Origin of the sequence: Amycolatopsis sp. AA4, from assembly GCF_002796545.1 — a bacterium.
In the GTDB taxonomy this organism is placed as follows: Bacteria; Actinomycetota; Actinomycetes; order Mycobacteriales; family Pseudonocardiaceae; genus Amycolatopsis.
The window spans coordinates 5,896,421-5,912,673 of the sequence record NZ_CP024894.1 but is presented as its reverse complement, the minus strand read 5'-3'; the positions used below and the strand labels follow the sequence as shown (position 1 = coordinate 5,912,673).

The window sequence follows — 16,253 nt, the reverse complement described above, 5'->3', positions numbered from 1 at the left end:
CGACTGGCCGAGCGGCGGCGTCTGTCGCGGATTCGCGGCCTACCGCCCCGAACCCTCCCGCACATACCGCGAAAGCGTCGCCGCGCCAACGCGTTCCACCGACACGCATTCCAGGTGCGCGACACCCGTGCCGTCCGGGAACAGCCGGGTGCCGTTGCCCACGATGGTCGGGAACGTCAGCAGCCGGTACTCGTCGACGAGGTCCGCCGCGAGCAGCGTGTGCACGACGCTCAGGCTGCCGGTGACGACGACGTCGCGTTCTTCCCGTTTCACCGCGTCGACCAGGTCGCCGTCGAGGACCGACGAGTTCTGCCACGCGCTCGGGTCGGCGAGGGTGCGGCTGGCGACCAGCTTGGGCACGGCGTTCATCCGCCGCGAGAACGGGTCGTCGCGGTGCGGCCACAGGCCGGAGAACAGTTCCCAGGTCTTGCGGCCGAGCAGCAGGACCCCGTCGTCCAGCGTGCTCCCGAGGCGGAATTTGTCGCCCGCGACGGACTCCGGGCCGTGCCGGAACGCCCAGCCGCTGCTGGGGGCGCTGCCCGGGTCGGACGCGATGCCGTCGAGGGTGACGAACGAGATGACGATGACGCTCATGGCGGAGGTCCCTTCGGTCGGTGTCGCCAGTACCTACCGGCGGCCCCGGCCGAACTCATCGGTCTCGGCTAAAAAATCTTCGGCGGCAGGTCGAACGCCTCGAAAACGCGCGGATCGGCGAACACGACGTTGTGCGAAATCCGCCCGCCGGTCACGGTGAAGACCTGCAGGGTGTGCAGCTGCCCGTCGGAGGTGTAGGCGGCGAGCGCGGGCTGTCCGTTCGCGCGGAGCCCGCGGACGGTCCAGCCGGCCCCGCGCATCTCGAACACCCGGTGCAGGAACCGGCCGTAGTCCTCGCTGCCGCGGAACCAGAGCGGGACCGGCGGCATTTCCAGGATCGCGTCGTCGGTGAGCAACTGGACGAGTGCTTCGACGTCGGCGGCCTCGAAGGCACGCGCGTACCGGTCGATCACGGCCTGGGTTTCGGCGTCGTCCGGTTCGGCGATCTCGTCCATCCCGCCCGCGTCGGCGAGCGCGGCGCGGGCTCGCTGCAGCGCGCTGTTGACCGCCGGAACGGTCGTCTCCAGCTGGGCGGCGACCTCGGCCGCGCTGAACTCCAGCACCGACCGGAGCACGACGACCGCCCGTTGCCGTGCCGGGAGGACCTGCGTCGCGGCGATCCAGGCCAGCCGCAGCCCGGCGCGGGTGTCGGCGTCGCAGCGGGCGTCGGGAAACGGCTGCAGCCACGGGATGTCCGCCGACGGCCGCAGCGGCGCGCCCGGATCGTCGCTGGCGGCGCCGAGGCCGGACGGCAACGGGCGGCGGGCGCGGCCTTCCAACGCGGTCAGGCAGACGTTGGTGGCGATCCGGTACAGCCAGGTCCGGACCGAGGCGCGAGCCGGGTCGTAGCGGTCGCGGGCTTTCCACGCGCGCAGCAGCGTTTCCTGCACGAGGTCCTCGGCTTCGTGGAACGACCCGGCCATCCGGTAGCAGTAGGCGGTCAGTTCGCCGCGGTGCGGTTCGAAGTCCACCGCGTCATCATCCGGCACGCGCGACGCTGAGGAAACGGTCGACCACCGGGTTGGTCTCGTGGTCGGTGCGCGAGATCGCCGAGACGGTCGAGAACGCGCCAGCGTCGGTCAGGGCGAGATAGCGCAAGCCGGGCAACTGCAAGGCGCGCAAGGCGTTCGGCACGATCGCGATGCCGGTGTCCGCGGCGACGAGGCCGAGCATGGTCGGGAACTGGACGGCTTCCTGCACCACGCGCATCCGGAAGCCGGCCCGCAGGCACAGCGTTTCGATGTGGTCGTGCAGCCGCGAGACGCGTGTGCGCGGGAAGGCGAGGAAGGGTTCGTCGGCCAGCTCCGCCATCTCGACGGTTTCCTTGTCCGCCAACGGATGCGTCTCGGACACGGCCACGATCAGCCGTTCGCGGCCCAGCGGGTGCACGGTCAGCCCGGCGGCCTCGCCGACCTCGCGCGCGATGCCGACGTCGAGCTGACCGTCGCCGAGCGCGGCGATCTGCGCGTCGGTGGTCGACTCGGTCAGTTCGAAGCGGACATTCGGCCACTGCCGGCGCATTTCCAGCACCGTCGCGGGCACGATTTCGAGCGCGGCGGAGCTGACGAAGCCGATCCGCAGCAGCCCGAGTTCGCCGCGCGCGGCGTGCGCGACCGCGGTGAGAGCGTGCTGGCTGTCCGCGAGGACCCGGCGGCCTTCGGTCAGCAGCACGCGGCCTGGTTCCGTCAGCTCGACGCTGCGGGTCGTCCGCAGGAGCAGCCGTACGGACAGCTCCTTCTCCAGCTTCGCGATCTGCTGGCTGAGCGCGGGCTGGGCGAGGTGCAGCCGTTCGGCGGCGCGGCGGAAGCTGCGTTCCTCGGCGACCGCGACGAAGTAGCGAAGCTGGCGGAGTTCCACGCCAGTGATAATGGTTCCTTATCAGTGCGTAGGCAATAGATACTTCACTCTGTGTTCCGCGCGACTTAGCGTCATGGACGACAGGCACCGTCGCGAACGTCGAGGAGCACCCCGTGGATCACGCATTGTCGTTGCAGCACTTCGTAGCGGGACGGTGGGTTCCCGGCGACGGACCGGTCGCGCAGAGTGTCGATCCGGCGGATCCCGCGCAGATCGTGGCCGAATACCGCACGGCTGGTTCGGAGTTGCTCGACGAGGCGGTGCGCGCGGCGGTGGCTGCGCAGCCGGAGTGGGATCGCCAGGGCACCATCGCGCGCGGTCTCGTGTTGCGGCGGGCCGCCGAATTGCTCGCCCAGCGCGCCGAATCGGTGGCCGCGCTGATGACCCGCGAACAGGGCAAGACGCTGGCGGAGTCGCGCGGCGAGGTGGCCGCCTCGGTCGAGACGCTGCACTACCACGCGGGCCGGGCGCGCAGTGCCGACGGCGTGCTCTACCCGTCCGGCAACCCGGACGAGGTCGTGCGGACCGTGCGGCGTCCGCTGGGGGTCGTCGGCGTGATCACGCCGTGGAACTTCCCGGTGCAGATCCCGGCGTGGAAGCTCGCGCCCGCGCTGCTGTGGGGCAACTCGGTGGTGTGGAAGCCGGCCAGCGACACGGTCGCGCTGGCGGTGGCGTTCGCGGAGATCCTCGTCGAGGCCGGGGTTCCGGACGGCGTGCTCAACCTGCTGCTCGCGCCCGGTTCGCTCGGCGCGGAGCTGGTGGAGCGGCCGGAACTGGCTGGGGTCACATTCACCGGATCGGTGCCGGTCGGCCGGGCGATCCAGGCCGCGGTCGTGCCGCGCGGGGCGAAGGTGCAGCTCGAACTCGGCGGGCACAGCGCGGCGATCGTCCTGCCGGACGCCGACCCGGCGCAGGCGGCAACGGCGCTGGTCACCGCGTCGATGAGCGGGACCGGGCAGAAGTGCACGGCCGCTCGCCGGATCATCGCGGTCGGCGAGGCTTACGACCGGCTGGTCGCCGAGTTGTCCGCCCGGGTCAAGGGGCTCGTCGTCGGGCCGGCGACGACGCCGGGAGTCGAGATCGGGCCGTTGGTGTCCGCCCGCGCGGCGGAAGAGGTCGAGGGCGCAATCCAGCAGGCGGTCGACGAGGGCGCGACGGTGCTGGCCCGCGCGAATTGCCCGGAGGGCGGCGCGTTCGTCGCGCCGACGCTGCTGGCCGGGACGCCCGAACTGACGATCAGCCAGGAGGAGGTGTTCGGACCGGTCGCCACCGTGCTGCGCGCCGCCGACCTGGATGAGGCGATCCGGCTCGCGAACGGCACTCGGTTCGGGCTCACCGCGGCGGTGTTCACCGACGACGAGCGCGCGGTGCGGCGGTGCCTGCGCGACCTGGACGCGGGCATCGTGAAGGTCAACGCGCCGAACACCGGGTCCGAGGTGCACGCCCCGTTCGGCGGTCTCAAGGACTCGTCGTTCCCCGCGCCGCGCGAACAGAACGGCGAATCCGCCGCGGAGTTCTTCACCTGGACCAAAACCGCGTACCTGCGGACGTCCGCGCCTCGGGAACAGTCGTGACCCGGCCCGCGGACACGGCGCTCGCCCCGGAGGAACTGGGCGCCGCCCGCTACACCCGGCACAGCTTCGCGCGGTCCTTCCTCCGCCAGGCGGCTCGGGAGCGTTGGGCGGTTTCCACGGTTCGCTGGGAGTTCGACGACGTCGGGCACGGCGAGGCGCTCTACCGGATCGACGCGGGCGGAACGCTTCTGCACTTCGCGGTGTTTTCCACCGTCCTGCAGGAAAGCGAGCGCACTGACCGCGTGATCGCGAAGCGCTGGGATGTCACCGCTGCCCTGGTGGAAGGTCCAGTTCCGGACACTCGGATGGCAGAGCTGCGTCGTGAAGTACCACGGCAGGAAGCTGGCCGCGCCGACGCCGCGACGCTGGTGTGGACGCGGGCGAACCGGAGCGAGCGGTTCTTCGCCTACGTGGTATCTCAACTTGCTGCCGGTGAACAGCCGGCCACTGACACGATGGGCGACGCCTGCTATCTCCTGCGCAGCACCGCCTTCTACAGCAACGGAAAGTTCGGTCTCGCCGACTTCGACCGGCTCGCCGAACTCCCGCCGCTGCGGGTGCCGTACCGCGCGCAGATGCTGGCCGCGTGGCTGCTGCGCGAGTTCAGCTACGACCTGGCCGAACACTGTGCCGCACGGCGAAACCCTGCTGCGGCGAAGCTTTCCGGCGAGTGGCGGCGGTACCTCGGCCTGGGCAACGCGACCGGACTCGGCATGGTCCCGTTCGTGGTGAACCATCCGCATATCCTGGACGCGTGGTGCTCGGCCCGGGAACTGCCGCTGGCCCACGCCCTCGGTACTGAAGCCGATGCCGGTTCCGTGCGCCGGGCGAGCGAACTGCTCGACCGCGCCCGCCAGTACTTCCGCGAACGCGACACCTTGGCGACCGCGCCGTACCTGTCCGGACCCGAACTGGCCCAACGGCTCGACGGAATCGCCTCGCTGCTCGGCGAATACCCAGCGGGCGGTTTCCGTTGGCGAGACCTCGACGACCGGGCCGCGGCGTTCGGCCCCGAGGCCCGGGCGGTGCTGCACACCGTTCTGGTCGAGCTGGACGATTCGCTCGACTCGGAGATCGAGCACCTGCTGACCTGCGACCAGCGGCGGCGAGTCGACCTGAGGCAGACCTGCGGACAACTGCGCGACCTGCTGGCCGACCGGTACGACTGGACACGCGAATTCGACTTCACCGACCCGAACGAACAGGCGAGGTTCTGGTTCTCCGCGGAGGACAACGAGGAACCACGGCGCGGCAAACGCGGCCAGGACCCGGGCGAATCGATGGAGCACCCGATCGACATCGCCCGCTCCGTGCACGCCCTCCGGCACGACCTGGCCGCCGCGGACGCCGACCGTTCGGTCGCCGAGTTCCTGCTGGAATTCCCGTGGCACCGCGGCATTGTCGCGCGCGTGCAGTCGGTCGCCGGACTCCGTTACGGCGAGGTCCGCGCGAACCTGCTCGCCGACGATTTCCTCCCGCTGCACCTGCAGCGGTTCCAATTGGCCCTGTACGGCATGGAGAACTACAGCCCGCAGTCCACCGACTGGTTGCGCGTCACGTTGTTCTCGGGCGCGCCCCGGGCGCGCGACGTCGAGTCCGGAGTGGACGACGACTGGCTGTTCACCCGCAAGCCCGGAAAGGAGTCCTGAGTGGACCCCCTGGAGCACGGCGACCTCACGGTCGTCGACGGACTGCAGATCAACAACTGGGACCGCAAAGTCCTGGAGGAGCTGAAGGCCGGCGGCGTCACCGGCGTCAACGCGACCTGTGCGGTCTGGGAAGGCCCGCAGGAAACGCTGCGCGCGGTCGCGGACTGGTACGAACTCGCCCGGGACAACGCCGATCTGGTCGTCCTCGCCGACAGCGCCGACGACATCCGGACGGCGAAGCGCGACGGCAGGCTCGCCGTGCTGCTCGGCTTCCAGAACACCTCGCCGTTCGGCGACGACTACCGGATGGTCGAGGTGTTCCACCGTCTCGGCGTCCGCATCGCGCAGCTGACCTACAACATCCAGAACCTCGTCGGCGGCGCCTGCTACGACGAGCACGATTCCGGGCTCACCGCGTACGGCCGGTTCGTCGTCGCGGAAATGAACCGCGTCGGGATGCTGGTCGACCTGTCGCACGTCGGCAACCGCACCAGCCGCGACGCGATCGACGCCTCGGCGGGGCCGGTCGCGATCACGCACGCGAACCCGCTGTCCTTCGCGGATTCGCCGCGCAACAAGCCGGACGACGTCATCGAGGCCCTCGCCGCGCGCGGCGGAGTGCTCGGCTGTTGCTTGTACCCCAACGTGATCGGCGGCGAGAAGACGACCCGGCGGCAGTTCTGCGAGATGGTCGCGGGACTGGTCGAGAAGATCGGGCCGGACCACGTCGCGCTCGGCAGCGACTGCACGCGGAACTGGTCGCAGGACTACGTCGCGTGGCTGCGCAACGGCCGGTGGCGGCCCGCGTCCGCGGTGCCGGTGGAACCGCAGTGGCCGGTGTGGCCGAACTGGTTCGCCGGACCGGCCGATTTCCCCGTTCTCACCGAAGGATTGCTGGAGGCCGGCTTGGCCGAAACCGTGGTGGCGCAGGTGCTGGGCGGCAACTGGCTCCGGCTGTTCGACACGGTCTTCGCCGGAGCGGGACAATGACCGCGGCGCGGGCCGAGCGCGTGCCGGCGGCGGAAACCGTGCGGACCCGGGTGTCGGTGCGGGAGATCCATGAGGTCTCGCTGCGTGCCCTGCGAGCGTCGGGGCTGAGCAGCGGCGAGGCGGAGTACCTGGCCGAGGTCATCGCGTCCGCCGAGGTCCACGCGGGCGCCGGGCTCGACGCTTTGGCCACCGAGACGACCCGGATCCCGGCCGGACGAATCGGTCTCCGGCTGGAGCATTGCGACGGGTACGCCGTGGCGCACGACCCGGCTTCGCGCGGTCCGCTGCAGGCTTTCGTGCCCGCGTGCGAAACGGCGGCCGTGGTGGGCACGTTGGTGGTACCGGGGATGGCTGGCGCCCCGGTGCTGGAGTGGGCCGCGTTGGACATCGCCGAACGGTCTGGCCGCGTGCTGTCCCTTTCGGACGGTTCACAACGCACCATGGTGACTCCGGACGGGGACTTGCTCCGGCTTCCCGCTGAAGCTGAACCGCGTCCGCCGGTCGCGGGATTGATGATCCGCCCGCTGACCGACGTTCCCGCCGGTGAGCTGATTTCCACTGCGGAGGAACGGAAACAGCGGCATCGCGAAGCAGTCACCCATGGCGTGTCCGTGGAAACTCCACTGTGGACTCTCGCGTACTCCATCGCGCGCGGGTTCCTGATTCCGGACCACCGGGAGGGCCGATGAACTCGCGCGAGCTGGTGGCGCATCCGCACGGACCGCGTCCGTACGCCGGGGCAGCCGTTTTCGGCGGGGTGATCTGGGCGTGCGGGCAGGTTCCGGCCCGGCGGGACGGGAGCGTCCCGGAAGCGGTCGACGAGCAGGTGCGGGTCGCCCTCGACAACCTCGAGGACACCTTGCGGGCCGCCGGAGGGAGCCTGCGCACGCTGCTCAAACTGACGGTGTTCCTCGCCGACCTCGGCGAGTTCGACGCCTACCACCAGGCTTACCTCGACCGTTTCGCCGGCATCGACCTGCCGCCGCGGACCACGGTCCAGGTCGCCGGATTCCGGGGGACGAAACGCATCGAGATCGACGCCGTGGCGGCGGTCGGCAGCGAGGAGACCAACCGACATGAAGACTGACCGCGCACCGGACACCGCTGTCCGGGCGACCCTGGATTCCGCCCGGCTCAACGGGTTCCACCGCAAACTGGCGCTGTACTCGTCCGGCGGGCCGTTCCTGGACGGCTACATCCTCAGCATCATCGGCATCGCACTGGTGCAGATCGGCCCGCAGTGGCACATGGACTCGCTGTGGTCCGGCCTGATCGGCGCGTCCGCGCTGGTCGGCGTGTTCATCGGGGGAGCGGTGTTCGGCCCGCTCACCGACCGCATCGGCCGGAAACTGATGTACACGATCGACCTGATCGCCATCATCGTGTGCTCGGTGCTGCAGTTCTTCGTCGCCGACGCCGCGCAGTTGTTCGTGCTGCGGCTGCTGATCGGCGTCGCGGTGGGCGCGGACTATCCCATCGCGACCGCGCTGGTCACCGAATTCGCGCCGAAAGCGTGGCGGGCCCGGTTGGTCGGCGGGCTGAACGCGATGTGGTTCGTCGGCGCGACGGTCGCCGCGTTCGTCGGCTTCTTCCTGCTGAACGTGGACCAGGGCTGGAAGTGGATGCTGCTGTCGTCGGCGGTGCCCGCGCTGCTGATCGTCGTCGCCCGCACCAGCATTCCGGAATCGCCGCGCTGGCTGCACAGCAAGGGCCGGGACGCGGAAGCACTGGAGGTGCTGCGCGCGACGATCGGCGAGCACGCGACGCTGGACGATCTTCCCGAAGCCGAAACGAAAACCCCGATGTCCGCGTTGTGGCGCGGCGGATATCTCAAGCGGGTCGTGTTCATCTCGATTTTCTGGACGTGCACGGTCGTCCCGCTCTTCGCGATCTACGCGTTCGGCCCGCAGATCCTCGAACTGTTCAACCTCGGCGGCGGCAACCTGTCGCATCTCGGCTACGGCCTGATCAATTTCTTCTTCTTCGTCGGCAACATCGCCGCACTGCTGTTGGTGGACCGCCTCGGCCGCCGCCCGGTGCTGATCTGGGGCTTCGCGATCTCCGCGGCCGGGCTGTTCTACCTGGGTCTGCAACCGGGTGCCGCGCTGTGGCTGATCGCGCTCGCCTTCGCGGTGTACGCGGTGTTCAACGGCGGACCGTCCATTCTGGAATGGATCTACCCGAACGAACTGTTCCCGACCGAGGTCCGTGCCTCCGCGGTGGGCCTGTGCACCGGAATCAGCCGAATCGGCGCCGCGGTGGGCACGTTCGCGACGCCGTGGTCGCTCACGAATCTCGGGTTGTCGGCGACGATGTACATCGCGGCCGGGATCGCCGCATTGGGTGCGGTGGTGAGTGTGTTCATGGCTCCGGAGACGAAGAACGTCGATCTGCACGTGGCTTCTTCGTTGAGCTGAAATACGGGCCCGGCGCGGGGATGCGCCGGGCCCGTTCTCGGTTCAGTTTTTGTTGGTGCCGGGGGTGAGGACCTTGTCGATGACGAAGACGGTCGCGTTCTTGGTCGGGATGTTGCCGCAGAGGATTTTGGCGCCGTTGACGGTCATGTTGTCGCCGGAGCCCTCGATTTTGAGCGGTCCGCCCGCGGTGTTGAGCGAGGTGACGGTTCCGGCTTGTTCGAGGCCCTTGGCGTCGTAGCGCTTGCCGACGACGTGGTACTGCAGGATCGGCGCGAGCTGGTTCGGGTTGGCGGCCAGTTCCTTGAACTTCGCGTCGCCGAGGGCGTTGAACGCCGGGTCGGCCGGGGCGAAGACGGTGATGGCCTGCTGGCTGTTGAGCGTGTCGACCAGGTTGGTGGCCTTGACCGCCGCGACCAGCTTCGTGAGCAGCGGGTTCGTGGAGGCGGCGGACGCGACCGGCTGCGGGCCCATCGAGTCGAGCGAACCCGGTGCGCTGCCCTGCGGCAGCTGGGAACAGGCGGGGCCGAAGACCTGGTCGTTGGTGGTGACGCCGGAACCGCTGCTGGACATCGGCGCGGACATCGGGGCCGAGGACGGCATCGCCGACGGGGAGCTGTTCGAGGCCTTGTTGTCGGTGCTGGTGCCGCACGCGGTGAGGGCGAGGGCGGCCGCGGCGCCGATACCGGCGAGGCGAAGGGTCTTCACGGGAATTCTCCGTTCACAGTGGATTGTTCAAGAGGGATTCGGAGCCGGGGCGGAAGCGGATTGGTCAGGAAGCGAGAAAAGTCGTGGAATGCCATCCGGTCGCGCCGTCGGGCACGGTGCCCGCGCGAGCTTCGGTCTGCGTATAGCCGGAGTTGTCGGTCGCGCGCACGAAAACCTGGTGTGTTCCGGGCTTCACCGAGATCTGGGTCCACCACATCCGCCAGGTATTCGGGTTCACCTCAGCCGACAGCGTGGTCGGCTGCCAGGGTCCACTGTCCACTTTGATCTCGACGGAAGCGATACCGGTGTGCTGCGCCCACGCGACGCCCGCGATCCGCACCGTGCCGGAGGGAACGTTCTCGAAGCCCTTCGGCGTGTCGATCCGCGATTCGGTTTTGATCGGCGCCTGCTCGGCCCAGCCGCGGCGGAGCCAGTACGCCTGCCGGGCTTTCCACGTGGTGACCTCGATGTCCACCACCCATTTGACCGCCGAGACATACCCGTAGAGCCCGGGCGTGACCAGCCGTGCCGGGAAACCGTGTTCCAGCGGCAGCGGTTCGCGGTTCATCCCGATCGCCAGCATCGCGCCGCGCGACCGGTCCAGCGCGGCCGCGACCGGGGTGCCGGACGTCCAACCGTCCACACTGGAGCAGAACAACTGCTCCGCGCCCGGACGCACTCCGGCTTCCGCCAGCAGGTCGGCGAGGTCGACGCCGATGAAGTTCGAAGTGGACACGTAGTCGCCGCCGACTTCATTGGACACACACGTCATCGTCACGGTGCGTTCGACGAGCGGCCGGTCGCGGAGATCGCGGTAGCGGTACCGGACTTCCCGCTCGACCATCCCGTGGATCCGCAGGCTCCAGTCCTCCGCACGCACCTGCGGAACCGACAGGGCGGTGTCGACGCGGTAGAAGTTCCGGTTGGGCGTGAGGAACGGCGGCGTCCCGAGCTTGGCGAAATCCGCGTCGGCAGGGATCGGCGGGGCGGAAACCGCGGGCACGAGCGGCCCGATCGCCTCCCGGGAAGCCGTGGCGTCCCGGGATCCGCTGATCGCCTGCCCGGCGCCGCCGAGAACTCCGGCCCCGACCACGGTGCCGACACTGCCGAGCAAGAACGACCGCCGGGACGAGTTCGTTGCCTGCTGTTGCGAAGCAATTCGGTGCAGCAGAAGGAAAACTGCCACGCCGACCGTTAGGCTCGCCAGCGGAGCCAGCAACGCGACCGCGGTCAGATCCGGCCGCGCGGCCACCGCAAATCCGCCGATCAGTCCAAACGCGACAATGAGCGCGGCGCCCGGCCACGGCGCTCGCCGGGACAACAGCCCGGCCGCGGCGGAGACGACCAGCAACACCACCGCCATCCCGCCGAGCAGGACGGTCTTGTCGTAAGTGCCGAAGGTCCGCACCGCGAAATCCTTCAGCGGCAGCGGCGTCAGATCGATGGCCCCGTTTCCGACCGCGAGGTACGGCGAGGCGTTGACGTTGCCGAACGACGCCGCGAGATGCCCGGCGGCCAGCGCCGCGACCAGGGCGAGCACGCCGCACAGCGCGGCCGGGAGGATCCGCAGACGGGAGGTCATGCCGGGTATTCGCCGCCGGACCGGCCGCGGATGGGTGGCCGTTCTTCACCCGTCCGGGGACTGGGTCACCTTTTTCGCCGCATTTGTGCGATCTCGTACCCGCCCGGCCGTTTCGTCGGCTAAGTTCCCCGGCAGCCGAACGGACGAGCGATTCGGGAGAACGGGGACACCGATGCGGCGAATGTTGATCACCTCCGCCTGCCTGGGGATGCTGGCCGTCGCGACCGCGTGCGGGGGCGGCACCGTTCCGACCGGCCTGCCCACCGACCAGGCCGGACCGGCCGGGCAGCAGCCGCCCGCCTCGTCCGCCCAGCCGGAAGCGGTCACCGCCGATCCGCCGCAGGCGTTCGACACGAGCAAGGGCGTTTCGCTGCCCCGCACGGCGCTGCAATCCAACCTGGGCGGGTCGGTGACGTCGAAGTTCCTGACGCTGCGCGACCGCACCGGGTACATCGTCGCCCCCGAATCGCTGAGCGCGGTCGACGTGCTCACCGGCCGCGAGAAGTGGAACACCAAGATCGAAGGCCCGGCCGCCGACCCGAACGCGCACAACGGCCCGTTCGTCGAGCAGAGCGGCCCGCGTCCGCCGCTCGTCACGGACGAACTCGCCGTCGGAGCCGTGCCGCTGCGGATGCCCGAACAGGGCACGACGCCCGGCTATGTCGCGCTCGCGGTCATCGCGGTGAACCCCGAAACCGGGGCCAAGGCCTGGCAGACGAACACGAAGGTCACCGACGACCAGTACGGGATCAGCGGCGGCCGTTCGGTCACGCACGTCGTCGCGGTCACCGGCAAGGCCGTGGTCGCCAGCTTCGCGCAGTCGGACCACACGCTCACCGTCGGGCTCGACCCGGCGACCGGGCGGCAGCTGTGGGAGCGCAAGGACTACGACGCGGGCAGCGTGAACGGCGACGTCGTGGTCGGCGTCGACTCGAACGTGGCCGAGAACTCCTCGATGGTCCAGGCGACCGCTCTCGACGTGGCCACGGGCCAGCAGAAATGGGTCGCCGCCGCCAAGTCGAGCGCGGTCGAGATCCTCCAGGGCGACCCGGCGATGGCGGTCCTGAAAGCGAACGAGTACAGCACCGGCCACGCGTTCCTGAAGTTCCTCGACGCGGCGACGGGCGCGGAGAAATTCTCGGCGGAGGGCACGCGAAACCTGGGCCCCGACTCGTACGGCGACTGCCTGTACGACGAGCAGTCGGTGCTCGCCTGCCTGGACTCCGGGGTGCTGACCGCGTACGACGCGAAGGCCGGGACCAAGCTGTGGAGCCTGCCCGACCAGGCCGCGAACCGGGTCCCGCCGGGCGGCCTGACCGTCGCCTGGCACGGCGCGCTGTACGGCTACACCAACGGCCGGCAGCCGATCGTGCTCGACGCCAAGACCGGCAAGGACCTGTCCACCGAGGTGGGCTTCGTGCCGGACTGGGTCAGCAAGTACGCCGCGGCGGGCGTCGACAAGGACGGTCAGCCCAAGGCTTATCCGGTCAAGAAGTAGCCGGCGCGCCGTCCTCCGCGAGGATCTGCTCGCGGAGGATGTCCGCGTGCCCGCAGTGCTGCGCGAATTCCCGCAGGACGTGCAGATAGACGAACCGCAGCGGCAACGGGCCGCGCCGGTTGCCGGGCAGGATGTCGGTCAGCTCGAGCGCGGCGGTGGCCTGCCGGGCGGCTTCGCCCGCTTCGCGGTGCGCCTGCTGGACGGACGCGATGGTGTCGTCGTCGGCGAGGTCGAACGATTCGTCCGGCGTCTGCGGGATCCCGATCTCGGCGCGCGAACGGCCGGTGACGGCTTCGTCGAACCAGACCTTCTCCACGAAGGTCACGTGTTTGACCAAGCCGAGCAAGGTGGTCTTCGACGGCACGAGCGACCGGCGGGCCTGCTCCTCGGTGAGCCCGTCGAGGCAGTGCTGGAGCGCTTCGCGGTGCTCGTTGATGAAGTACTCGAACTGAGCCTTGGCGGGGTCGTCGATCGTTGATTCCATGGACACGGGACCAGCTTGCCGGATCTTCGGGGCCAGGTGAAGGAGCAGCGGCCGCTAGGGTGCGGAACAGCTCTTTCCGGCATCGAGGTGGGCCAGCGCGGCTTCCACCGAATTGACCTCCGCGAACCGGCCCTGAGCGCGGAACAAGTCGAGCGCCAGCTGCCACACCGTGCGCGCCGCCCCGGAGTCGCCCATTTCCCGGTGGGTGTGGCCGAGGTGTTCGAGGGTGTCGGCTTCCAGATAGGTGTTGCCGCTTTCCCGGTACAACGCGAGCGCCTCGCGGTAGTGCTCGACGGCGTCGGCGTGACGGCCGGTGTGGTGCGCGATGTGCGCGAGGCTGTCGAGGACGTCGGCCACCGCCGGATGGTTTGCCGTCCGGTAGAGCCGCAGCGCGCGTTCGCAGTGCGGGCGGGCTTGTTCGTGCTGGCCGAGGAGCGTGAGATACCAGCCGACGCCGTTGTGCGCCTGCGCTTCCCAGACCGGGTTTCCGAGCGGGCGGAACAGTTCCAGCGAGCGGCGGGCGTGTTCGAGCGCGGCGCGATGGTCACCGTACAGTTCCCAGGTTTGCGCGAGATCGTGTTCGATGATGGCGCGCACGCGCTGGTCCTCGCCGCGGCTGGCCAGGTCTCGCGCCTCGGCGAGATGCGCGAGGGCGTCGTCGTGGCGGGCGCCGCGGGCGCAGGCCAGGCCGTAGCGGCGGTGGGCGAGGACGCGGGTCTCCGGAGTGCCGAGCGCGTCGGCGGCCTGCACCGCGACGGGCCAGACCGCGAGGTCCTCGTGCAGGAATCCGCGCCGGTAGTGGTAGGCGGTCAGGGCCCAGGCAAGCTGCCACGCGGGTTGATGCCACCCTTGAGCGAAGGCGATTCGCTGGGCGTCGAGGAGACAGTCGTGGTCCGCGTCGAACCAGTCGAGGGCTTCGGCGGTGCTCGCCGGCGGATGCGGATAGGGATGTTCGTGTCCGGTGTCGATGCCCTGCGGGAGGACACCATGCGGATGCAATACGCGGTTTCCGGCCAGCGCGGTGCCGGTGTAGTAACCGATGATGCGAGCCAGCGCCGCGGTGCGTGCCTCGGCGGGAAGGCCGGGGTGGGTTTTCGCGAAGAGACGGACCAGGTCGTGCATCCGATAGCGCCCGGGTGCGTCCTCCTCCAGCAGTGAAACCCGTTCCAGCGCACGGAGAATCGCTGCGGCGGCGTTGGGGGACAAGCCGGTGAGATTGGCCGCCGCGCGGACGCTGACGTCCGGTCCGGGCGCGAGGCCGAGCAGTTCGAACACCTCGGCGTGCTGCGGCGGGAGAGCGCGCAGGGACCACGACAGGACCGCGGCGACACTGGCGTCTCCGTCGTCCAGCGCGCTCACGTCGGTGAGTTCGGCGGCCAGTGCGGCCAACGGGAATCCGGGGTGTTCGGCCGCCCGAGCCGCCAGGATTCCCAGTGCCAAGGGAGAACCGGCGCAGCGGGTGACGAGTTGTTCGGCGGCGTCCGGGTCGGTGTCGAGATAATCCGCGCCGAGACGGGCGATCAGGACGCTTCGGGCGTGCGGGGCGGGAAGCGGCCGGACCGCGAGCGGTGTAGCGCCGTGGGAGGTCGTCAGGCTGGTCATCCGGTTGCGGCTGGTGACGACGACGGCGCACCGCGGTTCGCCCGGCAGCAGCGGCGTGATCTGACTGGTGTCGCGGGCGTTGTCGAGGACGACGAGAACGCGTTTCCCGGCGAGAAGGGTGCGGTAGAGCGCGGTTTGCGCGTCGGGTCCAGGCGGGATGGCGGTGCCGGTGACGCCGAGTGCGTGCAGGAAACCCCGCAACGCGACGTCGGGCGCGGTCGGGTCTCCGTCCGGGCTGAAGCCGCGCAGGTCGACGTAGAGGCGGCCGTCCGGGAACGCGCTCGCTTGCCGGTGCGCCCAGTGCAGCGCGAGGGCGGTTTTGCCCATTCCGCCACCGCCGTGCAGGACGGCGATGGGGACCGCGGCGTGTCGTTCGGTGAGGATGTCGAGCTGGCGGAGTTCGTCCTCGCGCCCGGCGAACCGAGGCGGCGGGGAAGGGAGTTGCTGGGGGACCGGCGCGGCCCACACTCGCGGCGGCGCGGGTGCGGGCGTTTGGGCGGCGAGGATTTCCTCGTGCACCGCGCGCAGGTGCGGCGACGGGTCGGCGCCGAGTTCGTCGACGAGCATGGTGCGGGTGCGCTGATAGCGGGCCAGCGCTTCGTCGGTGCGCCCGCTGAGGTGCAGGGCGCGCAGCAAAGCGGCGGCGATGCGTTCGTCCAGCGGGTATTCGTCCGCGCGCTGGGCCAAGAGGCCGAGGACGGTGCCAGGGTGTCCGCGCCGCAGCTGCCGATCGGCATAGTCGAGTTCGGCGGCGGTGCGCTGGCGGGCGAGGGAATGCCGGACGCTGTCGGCCCACGCCGAGTCGAGCCCGAGCAAGGCCTCGCCCTGCCACCGGCCGAGAGCACGCTCGTACAACTGCGCGGCTTCGCCGTCGTCGACGGTCGTGCGGGCCTGGCTGACGAGGTCGGTGAACTGGTGCAGATCGAGCGCGCGCGGATCCGGCAGCGGGAGGACGTATCCGCCGGAGCGCCGTTCGATGCCTCCGCCGTGCGGTTGCAGGACCCGGCGGAGGCGGGCGATGTAGGTCTGCAGCGCGTTCGCGACGCGGGACGGCGGATGCTCGCCCCAGACCCGGGGCGCGAGCTGGCCGGCCGGGACGACCCGGCCGGCGTCGGCCAGCAGCGCGGCCAGCACCAGCCGCTGCCGCGCGTGCCCGACGGCCAGCGCCTCGCCGTCCGCGAGCGCGCCGACCTCGCCCAGCACCCGGAACTCCAACGCCATTCACGAACCTCCCCGGTCCACCGGACGAGGCTAAAGCATTGCCGGGCGGGCATGAATCAGAAGACAGCCGCGCCTCGCGG

14 protein-coding genes are annotated in these 16,253 nt (G+C 70.1%); 7 read left to right on the top strand and 7 right to left on the bottom strand.

The window, feature by feature from the left end; all coding sequences use genetic code 11:
- Positions 1-39 precede the first annotated feature (39 nt).
- From CU254_RS27370 to CU254_RS27360, 3 genes are all read right to left on the bottom strand, one after another.
- Complete coding sequence (locus CU254_RS27370; RefSeq protein WP_037715009.1) at positions 40-594, bottom strand: dihydrofolate reductase family protein; 555 nt, start codon at positions 592-594, stop codon at positions 40-42.
- A 68-nt stretch (positions 595-662) separates the two neighbouring features.
- The gene (locus CU254_RS27365; protein WP_037715007.1) at positions 663-1,565 is read right to left on the bottom strand and encodes an RNA polymerase subunit sigma-70; all 903 of its coding nucleotides are present in this window, start codon (positions 1,563-1,565) and stop codon (positions 663-665) included.
- Between the two features lie 7 nt (positions 1,566-1,572).
- Positions 1,573-2,451: a LysR family transcriptional regulator gene (locus tag CU254_RS27360; protein WP_009081239.1), complete on the bottom strand. Its 879-nt coding sequence runs from the start codon at positions 2,449-2,451 to the stop codon at positions 1,573-1,575.
- Between the two features lie 113 nt (positions 2,452-2,564).
- On the opposite strand from CU254_RS27360, the gene CU254_RS27355 reads away from it, so the two are divergent.
- The 6 genes from CU254_RS27355 to CU254_RS27330 are packed head-to-tail and all read left to right on the top strand — an operon-like array spanning position 2,565 to position 9,081.
- Positions 2,565-4,025, top strand: coding sequence for an aldehyde dehydrogenase (locus tag CU254_RS27355; protein WP_009081238.1), 1,461 nt, complete (start codon positions 2,565-2,567; stop codon positions 4,023-4,025).
- On the top strand, positions 4,022-5,674 hold the full coding sequence (locus CU254_RS27350; RefSeq protein WP_009081237.1) for a hypothetical protein: 1,653 nt from the start codon (positions 4,022-4,024) through the stop codon (positions 5,672-5,674). The genes CU254_RS27355 and CU254_RS27350 overlap by 4 nt, the downstream gene beginning before the upstream one ends.
- A complete protein-coding gene (locus CU254_RS27345) occupies positions 5,675-6,664 on the top strand; it encodes a membrane dipeptidase (protein ID WP_009081236.1) in 990 nt (329 codons plus the stop codon).
- Positions 6,661-7,353 (top strand): hypothetical protein, encoded by a 693-nt coding sequence (locus CU254_RS27340; RefSeq protein WP_009081234.1) that lies wholly within the window; start codon positions 6,661-6,663, stop codon positions 7,351-7,353. The genes CU254_RS27345 and CU254_RS27340 overlap by 4 nt, the downstream gene beginning before the upstream one ends.
- Positions 7,350-7,751: a RidA family protein gene (locus CU254_RS27335; RefSeq protein WP_009081232.1), complete on the top strand. Its 402-nt coding sequence runs from the start codon at positions 7,350-7,352 to the stop codon at positions 7,749-7,751. The genes CU254_RS27340 and CU254_RS27335 overlap by 4 nt, the downstream gene beginning before the upstream one ends.
- Positions 7,741-9,081 (top strand): MFS transporter, encoded by a 1,341-nt coding sequence (locus CU254_RS27330; protein WP_009081230.1) that lies wholly within the window; start codon positions 7,741-7,743, stop codon positions 9,079-9,081. Before CU254_RS27335 ends, CU254_RS27330 begins: the two co-directional genes overlap by 11 nt.
- 42 nt (positions 9,082-9,123) lie before the next feature.
- On the opposite strand, the gene CU254_RS27325 is transcribed toward CU254_RS27330, so the two are convergent.
- Together CU254_RS27325 and CU254_RS27320 are read right to left on the bottom strand one after the other, a co-directional pair.
- A complete protein-coding gene (locus CU254_RS27325; RefSeq protein ID WP_009081228.1) occupies positions 9,124-9,786 on the bottom strand; it encodes a fasciclin domain-containing protein in 663 nt (220 codons plus the stop codon).
- Between the two features lie 64 nt (positions 9,787-9,850).
- Positions 9,851-11,368, bottom strand: a complete 1,518-nt coding sequence (locus CU254_RS27320; protein ID WP_009081227.1) for a molybdopterin-dependent oxidoreductase — start codon at positions 11,366-11,368, stop codon at positions 9,851-9,853.
- A gap of 172 nt (positions 11,369-11,540) precedes the next feature.
- On the opposite strand from CU254_RS27320, the gene CU254_RS27315 reads away from it, so the two are divergent.
- On the top strand, positions 11,541-12,866 hold the full coding sequence (locus CU254_RS27315) for a PQQ-binding-like beta-propeller repeat protein (protein WP_009081226.1): 1,326 nt from the start codon (positions 11,541-11,543) through the stop codon (positions 12,864-12,866).
- Here CU254_RS27315 and CU254_RS27310 read toward each other — a convergent pair.
- Positions 12,856-13,350, bottom strand: a complete 495-nt coding sequence (locus CU254_RS27310) for a DinB family protein (protein ID WP_009081225.1) — start codon at positions 13,348-13,350, stop codon at positions 12,856-12,858. The two genes, CU254_RS27315 and CU254_RS27310, sit on opposite strands and share 11 nt — an antisense overlap.
- Positions 13,351-13,404: 54 nt before the next feature.
- Positions 13,405-16,173 (bottom strand): BTAD domain-containing putative transcriptional regulator, encoded by a 2,769-nt coding sequence (locus CU254_RS27305; RefSeq protein ID WP_009081224.1) that lies wholly within the window; start codon positions 16,171-16,173, stop codon positions 13,405-13,407.
- Between the last annotated feature and the right edge of the window lie 80 nt (positions 16,174-16,253).

Bases quoted from the DNA above. Each gene is read 5' to 3' on its own strand.
- CU254_RS27305 (WP_009081224.1), bottom strand. From the start codon at position 16,173: ATGGCGTTGGAGTTCCGGGTGCTGGGCGAGGTCGGCGCGCTCGCGGAC.
- CU254_RS27335 (WP_009081232.1), top strand. From the start codon at position 7,350: ATGAACTCGCGCGAGCTGGTGGCGCATCCGCACGGACCGCGTCCGTAC.
- CU254_RS27310 (WP_009081225.1), bottom strand. From the start codon at position 13,350: ATGGAATCAACGATCGACGACCCCGCCAAGGCTCAGTTCGAGTACTTC.
- CU254_RS27320 (WP_009081227.1), bottom strand. From the start codon at position 11,368: ATGACCTCCCGTCTGCGGATCCTCCCGGCCGCGCTGTGCGGCGTGCTC.
- CU254_RS27340 (WP_009081234.1), top strand. From the start codon at position 6,661: ATGACCGCGGCGCGGGCCGAGCGCGTGCCGGCGGCGGAAACCGTGCGG.
- CU254_RS27330 (WP_009081230.1), top strand. From the start codon at position 7,741: ATGAAGACTGACCGCGCACCGGACACCGCTGTCCGGGCGACCCTGGAT.
- CU254_RS27315 (WP_009081226.1), top strand. From the start codon at position 11,541: ATGCGGCGAATGTTGATCACCTCCGCCTGCCTGGGGATGCTGGCCGTC.
- CU254_RS27370 (WP_037715009.1), bottom strand. From the start codon at position 594: ATGAGCGTCATCGTCATCTCGTTCGTCACCCTCGACGGCATCGCGTCC.